The organism is Methyloversatilis sp., assembly GCF_030698125.1.
Lineage (GTDB): Bacteria > Pseudomonadota > Gammaproteobacteria > Burkholderiales > Rhodocyclaceae > Methyloversatilis.
Genome location: NZ_JAUYNV010000048.1, coordinates 1 through 9,330, shown reverse-complemented (window position 1 = coordinate 9,330; position 9,330 = coordinate 1). Strand labels below are relative to the sequence as shown.

At 64.0% G+C, this 9,330-nt stretch carries 7 protein-coding genes and 1 pseudogene; 7 read left to right on the top strand and 1 reads right to left on the bottom strand.

Going from position 1 to position 9,330, the window contains the following annotated elements; all coding sequences use genetic code 11:
- The 6 genes and pseudogenes from Q8Q80_RS15625 to Q8Q80_RS15600 all read left to right on the top strand — a co-directional run.
- A pseudogene (locus tag Q8Q80_RS15625) lies at positions 1-589 on the top strand (ISAs1 family transposase); the annotation flags it as partial.
- A 696-nt stretch (positions 590-1,285) separates the two neighbouring features.
- Positions 1,286-3,019, top strand: a complete 1,734-nt coding sequence (kaiC, locus tag Q8Q80_RS15620) for a circadian clock protein KaiC (protein WP_305633809.1) — start codon at positions 1,286-1,288, stop codon at positions 3,017-3,019.
- On the top strand, positions 3,016-3,300 hold the full coding sequence (locus tag Q8Q80_RS15615; protein ID WP_305633807.1) for a circadian clock KaiB family protein: 285 nt from the start codon (positions 3,016-3,018) through the stop codon (positions 3,298-3,300). Before kaiC ends, Q8Q80_RS15615 begins: the two co-directional genes overlap by 4 nt.
- Before the next feature lie 12 nt (positions 3,301-3,312).
- Entirely contained in the window at positions 3,313-3,684 is a 372-nt protein-coding gene (locus Q8Q80_RS15610) for a circadian clock KaiB family protein (protein ID WP_305633806.1), read from the top strand.
- 6 nt (positions 3,685-3,690) lie between these two features.
- A complete protein-coding gene (locus Q8Q80_RS15605; RefSeq protein WP_305633805.1) occupies positions 3,691-5,433 on the top strand; it encodes an ATP-binding protein in 1,743 nt (580 codons plus the stop codon).
- 204 nt (positions 5,434-5,637) lie between these two features.
- Positions 5,638-6,528: an alpha/beta fold hydrolase gene (locus Q8Q80_RS15600; protein ID WP_305633804.1), complete on the top strand. Its 891-nt coding sequence runs from the start codon at positions 5,638-5,640 to the stop codon at positions 6,526-6,528.
- 24 nt (positions 6,529-6,552) lie between these two features.
- On the opposite strand, the gene Q8Q80_RS15595 is transcribed toward Q8Q80_RS15600, so the two are convergent.
- Positions 6,553-7,197 carry a glutathione S-transferase family protein gene (locus Q8Q80_RS15595; RefSeq protein ID WP_305633803.1) on the bottom strand — a complete coding sequence of 215 codons (645 nt, stop codon included), beginning with the start codon at positions 7,195-7,197 and terminating at the stop codon, positions 6,553-6,555.
- 211 nt (positions 7,198-7,408) lie between these two features.
- Between Q8Q80_RS15595 and fumC the strand changes: the two genes are divergently transcribed.
- Entirely contained in the window at positions 7,409-8,794 is a 1,386-nt protein-coding gene (gene fumC, locus Q8Q80_RS15590; RefSeq protein WP_305633802.1) for a class II fumarate hydratase, read from the top strand.
- Positions 8,795-9,330: the final 536 nt, after the last annotated feature.

Sequence of the window (9,330 nt, the reverse complement as noted above, 5' to 3'; positions counted from 1 at the left end):
CCAGAAGGCAATCGCCGAGCGCATCGTCGCGCAGGGTGGCGACTATCTGCTGGCGGTCAAGGGCAACCAGCCGACCTTGTTGCGCGTGATCGAAGATGCCTTCATCGACCGCGCCGTTGCGCAGCCTCGGCATGAAGACGTCGAGCGCAGCCATGGCCGCACCGTGGGGCAGTTCGTCTGGGTGGCGTCGGCAAAAGGTATCGTCGATCCGGCGCAATGGCCCGGATGCCGCACGATCGGTCGCATCCTCACACAGCGGGTCGAGGGCGAGCGGTACGCCGAACCTGAGTTCCGCTACTACCTGAGTTCGCGCGATCTGAGCGCCGACGACCTGGCAAGCGCTGCCCGCGCGCACTGGGGCATCGAGAACCGGCTGCACTGGATGCTGGACGTGCAGTTCGGCGAGGATGCCTGCACTGTGCGTCGAGATCATGCGCCGCAGAACCTCTCGCTGCTCAAGAAAATGGTGCTCAACCTGATTCGCACCGATACCTCCGACACTGCCAAGGCCAGCCTGCGCCGATAGCGCAAACGTGCAGCCTGGGACGACGACATTCGTATGGCCATGCTCGGGATCAAACCGTTATGACTTTCGAGTGCGACGGCCCTGGTCCCAAGACGTCTCGCAAGACTCCCTGAAAGCCCCGGTTGACCACGTGTTCCGGGGCTTTTTTGTGTCCGGACGTCCCGTACGCTTCATGCCATCCCTGGGTTTCTGGGGGTGTCTCTGGCGGGCCGTACCCCACTACTTCTGGGGTACCGAGGCCGGTCGAGCGTCCGCTGACTGATTTCTCCAGAAGGCACTGCCGACCCTGAAGAGACATTCACTGTCCCGACCTGGTCGCCACAAAGCAGTCGCTCGAGCAGCAATTCCTCGGAGCCATGCAGTGCCCCGTGCATGGCGACTGGCTAGCGGAGAGGCACCGGGTCTGTGGCCACTCCGGTCCTGGTTGCCATGTACCGCCCCTCGGGGCTGAAGCGTGTAGCGGCAGGGGCGAACCCGAACCCTACCCGAAGGGCTCCCGGCCACCGTTATGTACGATAACGCACAGAGCGACCAACGCCACGCTAACGACAATATCGAGGATTGTGTCGGCCAAAGTGTGGTTCCGGGCGCCGGGTGCGGTTTGCGCCTCAGTTCCCGCGCCATCAAACGGGCTTCCGGTCTGGTGGGTTGATGCCCCGCCCGATGGTCAGAACCGCTGCACGCAGATGGAACGGACGTCGTCACAGCGCTCAGCAGACCTCAGAGGATCAAACCGGTTTGACCACGGAACCAACGACATTGAAGACCAATACGCTGTCCAGGGGCGGGAATTTGCCCAAATGCCCCACCGGCATCGTTGGCCTTGACGAAATCACAGACGGCGGACTGCCTGCGGGACGGCCAACCCTCGTCTGTGGCAGCGCAGGCTCAGGAAAAACCATGCTTGCCATGGAATTCCTCGTGCGCGGCGCGACGCAGTATGGTGAGCCCGGTGTGTTCATGATGTTCGAGGAGAACGTGGCCGAGCTGACGGCCAATGTCCGCTCGCTCGGTTTTGATCTGGAGAGACTCGCCGCGCAGAAGAAGCTCATCCTCGATCACGTTCATATCGAACGCAGCGAGATCGAAGAGACGGGCGAGTACGATCTGGAGGGTCTGTTCATCCGGCTGGGTCACGCCGTCAAGTCCATTGGTGCGAAACGCGTGGTCCTCGATACCGTCGAGGCCCTGTTTTCCGGCCTGCCCAACCATGCCATTCTCCGCGCGGAGTTGCGACGCCTTTTCCGCTGGCTGAAGGATCACGGTTTGACGGCCGTCATTACCGGCGAGCGTGGCGACCAGTCGCTGACGCGCTACGGGCTGGAGGAATACGTCGCGGATTGCGTGATCATCCTCGACCAGCGCATTCACGAGCAGATTTCCACCCGGCGGCTGCGCGTGTTGAAGTATCGCGGCTCGGCGCACGGCACGAACGAGTATCCCTTCGCCATAGGCGAGCATGGCCTTTCAGTGCTGCCGATCACCTCGTTGCGGCTCGACCATGAGGTCTCGGCGAAGCGCATCCCCACGGGCATCGCCCGGCTGGACGAGATGCTCGGTGGCCAGGGCGTCTTTCGCGGCAGCAGCGTCCTGGTCTCGGGTTCTTCGGGCACGGGCAAGAGCAGCATCGGCGCCAGGTTCGCCGATGCCGCATGCCGCCGCGGCGAGCGGGTGCTGCTGTTCGCCTACGAGGAATCAAGCGCCCAGATCATCCGCAACATGGGTTCCATCGGCATCGACCTCGGACCGTGGGTCAAAAAGGGCTTGCTTCAGATCCACTCGTCACGCCCGACGCTGCAGGGGCTCGAGCAGCACCTGGTGATGATGCACGACGCCGTGAGGAGCTTTCAACCGAGCATTGTGGTGGTCGACCCGATCGGCAATCTCTCGCTCGACCGCGACACGTCGGCGGTGAAGCCAACGCTGATGCGCCTCATTGACTTCCTCAAGCAGCAGCAGATCACCACACTATTCACGAACCTCACTTCCGGGGGTGGAGAGACAACGGAGAACTCGCAGCTCGGGGTCTCTTCGCTCATGGACACGTGGCTGCTGCTGCGCAACGTCGAATTCAATGGCGAACGCAACCGCACGATCTACGTGCTGAAGTCGCGCGGCATGGCACATTCGAATCAGGTCCGCGAGTTCGTGCTCAGTGACAAGGGTATTGAGCTGGTGGATGTCTACCTTGGCGCCGAGCATGTGCTGACCGGGACGGCACGCGTTGCTCAGGAAGAGTTGGAGCGCGCCGCCGCCGCACTGCGCGAAGAGGATCATCAACGCAAGCTGAGTCGGCTTGCGAGCAGGCAGAAGGCGATCGAAGCACAGATCGCCGCACTGCGTTGCGAAGCGGAAGTTGAATCCGCCGAGGTTGCCTTCAGCCTCGCGCGCGAGATGCTGCATCAAAGGACGGCGCAGCAAAGCACCGACGTCATGGCACACCTGCGCGGCGCCGACAAGACCGGAAGCGGCCGGAAGCAAGGAAAGCGATGAGCAAACCCGTCGCCTTCGAGCTACGGCTGTATGTCGCCGGTCAGACCGCAAAGTCGATTGCCGCCTGTGCCAATCTGCAGCGAATCTGCGAGATGCACCTTGCCGGGCAGTACCGGATCGAGATCATCGACCTCATCAAGAACCCGAAGCTCGCAGCGGGCGACCAGATCCTCGCCGTACCCACGCTCGTGCGCCGCCTGCCCAAGCCGATCACGAAGATCATCGGCGATTTGTCCGACGAAGAGCGTGTGCTCGTCGGCCTCGATGTGCGGCCAATATAACGCGGACTGCTCATGAGAAAGCAACCCTCGACCCTGCGCACGCTGATTGGCTTTGAAGCCGCTGCTGCGAAGCTTGACAGCGCGCGCTACGTCATGCGGCTTTACGTCGCCGGCTCGACCCGCAACTCCGAGCGCGCGATCATGAACATTCGCAGGATTTGCGAGGCGCATCTGCAAGGACGCTACGACCTGGAAGTCGTGGATATCTCTCAGCACCCAGAGCTTGCCGAAGGCGAGCAGATCATCGCCGCACCAACCTTGGTCAAAACACTGCCGTTGCCGCTGCGGCGCTTCATCGGCGACATGTCGCACACGGAAAACATCCTGCTTGGGCTCGATTTGCGCAAGGCCGGCGATCGAGTCACTACCGACGAAGGTCACTGACCGACCGTGCGCGCCAAATCTGCCAGCGCCGCGACGCTCACCGAGCAAAACGCCGATCTGCTCGCCCGACTTCAGGAGGCGGAGGACACGCTGCAGGCCATCCGAAGCGGGGTGGTGGACGCGCTCGTTGTGGAAACTGCTGCAGGCCCGAAAATCTTCCGCCTTGAAGGCCTGGACGCCGAGTCAAGCCGCTTTCGCGGCGAAATCCTCGCGCAAGTCAGCGATGCAGTCGTCACCATCGACAACGACCAGCGCGTGACATTTCTCAACGCCGCGGCCGAGCGACAGTATGGTGTCTCGGCACCCAACGCGCTTGGGCGCCGACTTTCCGAAATTTATCAGTATCGCTGGCTGCGTCCGGAAGACGAAGCAGCCGCGATGACTGCGCTGCGGGAGACCGGCTTCTGGTGCGGCGAGAACGTCCACGTGAAGCGCAGCGGCGAAGCAATCGATGTCGAGTCCTCGGTGAGCCAGTTGCGCGCGGAAGATGAAACTTTTTCCGGCCTGCTGGCCGTGATCCGCGACATCACCGGGCGCAAGAAGGCTGAACAGGAGCATCAGCGTCTCGAGGCGCAATTGCGCGAATCGCAGAAACTGGAGGCGATCGGGACCTTGGCGGGCGGCGTCGCCCACGACTTCAACAACATCCTGGGCACCATATTGATCAATGCAGAATTGGCGCGGCAGGACGCCTCATACAACTCTCAGGCGTTACTGAGTCTGACTGAAATCGAGAAGGCCAGTCGCCGTGCCAGAGACCTGGTGCAACAAATTCTGACTTTCAGCCGACGACAGGTGACGTCGCATCAAGTGGTCTCGATTCCTTCGATCGTCACGGAGAGCGTTCGCTTGCTGCGTGCAGGGTTGCTCGGAGGAATGCGGGTCGAGTGCTACTGCGCCGCCGACACGCCCTTCGTACTTGGCGATTTGACTCAATTGACTCAGGTGCTGCTGAACCTGGGTGTCAACGCTGCGCAAGCGATGGAAGGCCGGCCCGGGACCATCGAAATTCGCGTTGATGGCGTGACGTTCGACGAAACCTCGGCGCGCCCCGATCCTGCCCAGCGGCCGGGCCGTTACACCCGGATCGTCGTCAGCGACACTGGACACGGGATGGACGCAGCGACGCAACGTCGCATCTTCGAACCGTTTTTCACGACAAGGCCATCAGGCAAAGGCACAGGATTGGGCCTGTGCGTGGTGCATGGCATCGTGCAGGCTCACGCGGGAGCGATCGTTGTGCACAGCGAGCCTGGCAAAGGCAGCAAGTTCGAGGTGTATCTTCCGGGCACGAACGACATGGCTGCCGCGCCAGACCCGATCGAAAGAGCGGGGCAGGCTGCCGAAGGCCGTGGCCGGCTGATCCTCTACATCGACGACGATCAGGCGCAGCTGTACGCAAGCAAGCGGATGATCGAACGCTGGGGTTATCGCGTCAGCGCCTACATTGAACAGCGGGAGGCGCTTGACGCAGTGCTTTCCGGCAAGGTTTGCGCCGACCTGGTGGTGACCGATTACAACATGCCAGGTACATCGGGCCTTGAGATCGCGAAGGCGATTCGCGATGCCCTGCCGGATTTGCCGGTGATCCTCATCTCAGGGTACGTCACCGAGGAATTGCGCACACAAGCCGCCGCAGCCGGGGTGCGCGAACTGATTTCCAAGCCCCAGGACCTGGAAGAACTGCGCGATGCAGTGCAGAACATCTTCTATCCTCCTGGCAAGCGGCTTGGCCGAGATCGGCCTTGACCAGGCATCGAACCGGCAAGCAACTGAAGGGTACGGCGCGCGACGATTTTCCGGGGCGGCCGCGTGCTGATCTCCTTGCGAGGCAACCGCGCCGCGCCCGCGTGAAGCTGAGCGCGACATGACTTTTTGCTGATCTGATCCAGTCAGCGGGAGCCGCGTCATCCTGCTACTGTTCGGCCACCTGCCGACCCGACAAGGATTCCATTGGACGCCCAGCCTGTCCTGCCGCCCGCCCTGCCGGGTGAGCGACTGTCTTTCGACGGACTGAACTGCTACCGCGCCGGTGACGGCCCGCCGATGCTGCTCGTGCACAGCATCAATGCGGCCGCGTCGGCGGCAGAGATGCGGCCGCTTTACGAGCGTTACGCCGCCACGCACACCGTCTATGCCATCGATCTGCCGGGCTATGGCTTCAGCCCGCGCGAAGACCAGGTGTATTCGCCCCGGCTGATGACCGACGCGCTGCACGCGGCTGCGCGGCACATCCGTGCGTTGAGCGGCGGGGTGAAGGTGGATGGGCTCGCCGTGTCGCTGGGCTGCGAATATCTGGCCCGCGCGGCGGCCGAGCGGCCGGACGACTGGCGCACGGTGGCGCTGGTCAGTCCGACCGGGCTGAATGGCCGCACGCCGCGGCGCGGCGAGCCGGGCAGCACACGGGCGATGCCCGGGTTGTACGCTTTCCTGAGTGCGCCGCTGTGGACGCGCTGGCTGTTCCGACAGCTGACGCGACCGGGCGTGATCCGCTACTTTCTGGAGCGCACCTGGGGCGGCAAGAACATCGACGAAACGATGTGGGCTTACGACGTGCTGACCACGCGCCAGCCCGGCGCACGCTTTGCACCGTTGTATTTCCTCTCCGGCGGCCTGTTCAGCGCCGACATCCACACCGTGTATGAAGCCATCCCGCACCCGGTATGGGTCAGCCATGGCGTGCGTGGCGACTTCACCAACTACACCGGGATGGACAGGGTGACCGGCGGCGGCAACTGGACGGTCACCGTGTTCCAGACCGGCGCCATGCCGTATTTCGAAGTGCCGGAGGCCTTCTGCGCCGCCTTCGACGCCTTCCTTCAGTCGCCCGCCGCGGCGAAGTAACGCCACGGACGGGCGTGCTTCGGGTCAGCGCGCGCCGGCTGAAAATACCGACAGGTCCTGCGGACCGCCGTTCGAGATCGCCTTGCGGTAGGCCGGGCGGGCGCGCAGACGTTCGACATAGGCCTGCAGCGCCGGGTAGTCGCGCAGCCAGCCGCGGCACTCGCTGAATTCGAGCGCCCAGCCGAGATTGATGTCAGCCGCTGAAAATCCGGATTCGAGCAGGTAATCCCGTCCGGTCAATGCGTCGTCGGCGAACCGGTGGTTCGTCGCGGTTTCCACGTCGAAGAAACCCATCAGGTCAGGGTTGCCGCGACCGGTCCACGCATCGACCAGATCGACCAGCAGACCCGGAAACAGCGTGCCTTCGGCAAACGCCAGCCACTGCTGGTACTGCCCGTACTCGGGCGACGTCGGCTTCACGCTGAGCCGGCCGTCGGCGCATACATTGCAGATGTATTCGATGACCGCTTCGGATTCGACGATCTTCTGCCCGTTGTGCTGGATCACCGGCGCCTTGCCCAGCGGGTGCACCTTCTTCAGCGAATCCGGCGAGCGCTGGCTGTCCGGGTCGCGCAGGTGCTTGACCAGTTCGTAGTCGATGCCCAGTTCCTCGCACAGCCACACGATACGATGCGAGCGCGAGTTGTTCAGGTGATGAACGATAAGCATGGTCCTTCTCCTCTTCTGATCCATCGTTGTCAGCGTCGGACGCGGCGCGCATGTGCATCAGATCACCGCCGCATCCACGCACTTCCAGCATAGATGACAAGCTTTCGCCGCGCGTGTTCCGGCGCATTTCCGGCGCATCGCGCCACGAAGGGCTAGGCTGAACGGGCAGCCGGATCGGTTTGCGATCCGTCATCGCTCGGGAGGACCTGCCATGACCACTGCCACACGGACCGAACGCGACGCGTTCGGCGACATCGAGGTACCCGCCGACGCGCTGTGGGGCGCGCAGACACAGCGTTCGCTGGCGCACTTCCACATTTCCACCGAACGCATGCCCGACGCGTTGCTCGAGGCATTGGCCCGGGTGAAGCGCAGCGCGGCGCTGGTCAATGGCGAACTGGGCCTGCTCGACGCCGAACGCGCACAGGCCATCGCCGGCGCGGCCGACGAAATCCTGGCCGGCACGCATGCCGACGCCTTTCCGCTGTCGGTGTGGCAGACCGGCTCCGGCACGCAGACGCACATGAACATGAACGAGGTGCTGGCCAATCTGGCGTCGGAGCGCATGGGTGGCGGCCGGGGCGAGGCGCGCCGCGTGCACCCGAACGACCACGTCAATCTGGGCCAGTCGTCGAACGACATCTTTCCCACTGCGATGCATGTCGCTGCCGCGCTGGCCGTGACGCACACGCTCCTGCCGGCGCTGGCAGAGCTGCGCGCCACGCTGGACGGCAAGTCATCGGCATTCGCCGACATCGTGAAGATCGGTCGCACCCATCTGCAGGACGCCACGCCACTGACGCTCGGGCAGGAAATGTCGGGCTGGGTGGCGCAGCTCGCGCTGGCGGAGCAGGGCGTGCGGGCTTGCGTGGACGGCCTGCTTGCGCTGGCGGTCGGCGCCACCGCCGTCGGCACCGGGCTCAACACGCATCCGGAGTTCGGTCAGCGTGTCGTCACCCGGCTCGCGCACGATACCGGCCTGCCGTTTCGCCGTGCCGCCAACCCGTATGCGGCGCTGGCCGGGCACGAAGCGCTGATGGCCGCGCACGGTGCGCTGAAAACCCTGGCTGGCGCGCTGATGAAGATTGCCAATGATGTGCGCTGGCTCGCCTCCGGGCCGCGCTGCGGGCTGGGCGAACTGGTGCTGCCGGAGAACGAGCCGGGCAGTTCCATCATGCCGGGCAAGGTCAATCCCACGCAGTGCGAGGCGCTCACCATGGTGTGCTGCCAGGTCATGGGCAATGACGTCGCACTGGGCATGGGCGCGGCCTCGGGCAATTTCGAACTGAATGTGTTCAAGCCGCTGATCGCGCACAACTTCATGCAGAGCGTGCGCCTGCTGGCCGATGCGATGGCCGGCTTCGACGCGCATTGCGCCCGCGGCATCGAGCCGGACCGCGCCCGCATCGCCGACCTGTTGTCGCGTTCCCTCATGCTGGTGACCGCGCTCAGCCCGCACATCGGCTACGACCGCGCCGCCGCGGTCGCACACCACGCCCACGCAAACGGACTGAGCCTGCGCGACGCGGCACTGGCGCTCGGCGACGTCAGTGCCGAACAGTTCGACGACTGGGTCAGGCCCGAACGCATGGTGTGAGCGTCGCCGCGCTGCGAGCTGCGAAGTTTTTGGCGGAGCAGCGATCCACTGCCAGCCCTGCATGGCCAGCCGGCTCTGCGGGCGGCGAGCAGTGCTCGCCGAAACCCCCGCTCCGCCCCCGCAGGCTATTCCGGTCTCCGAACACGTGTGGTGCATGAACGACGCTCGCATCGCGGACAGGGTCCGCTCCGAACGGCAACACCGTCGCTGTTTCTCGTAGGAGCCTGCCCCGCAGGCGATGCGGTCTTCGGACACGCGACATCGCTTGCTCAACGTACGCATCGCGGACGGGGTCCGCTCCTACGAACGGCAAGACTGTCGCTGTTTCTCGTAGGAGCCTGCCCCGCAGGCGATTCCAGTCTTTGAAAACGTGATGGCGCATGAGCAACGCGCGTATCGCGGACAGGGTCCGCTCCTACGAAAAACATCGCCGGGGCTTTGAACGTTTGATGGTTTTCGTAGGAGCCGTCCCACGGCTGGCCATGCAGGCGATTTCCATCTTCGAGCGTGGCGGTGCATGAACGACGCACGCATTG

What these genes read in the sequence shown, in the direction of transcription:
- Q8Q80_RS15595 (WP_305633803.1), bottom strand. Translation starts at nt 7,197, where the DNA reads ATGCTTATCGTTCATCACCTGAACAACTCGCGCTCGCATCGTATCGTG.
- Q8Q80_RS15615 (WP_305633807.1), top strand. Translation starts at nt 3,016, where the DNA reads ATGAGCAAACCCGTCGCCTTCGAGCTACGGCTGTATGTCGCCGGTCAG.
- fumC (WP_305633802.1), top strand. Translation starts at nt 7,409, where the DNA reads ATGACCACTGCCACACGGACCGAACGCGACGCGTTCGGCGACATCGAG.
- Q8Q80_RS15610 (WP_305633806.1), top strand. Translation starts at nt 3,313, where the DNA reads ATGAGAAAGCAACCCTCGACCCTGCGCACGCTGATTGGCTTTGAAGCC.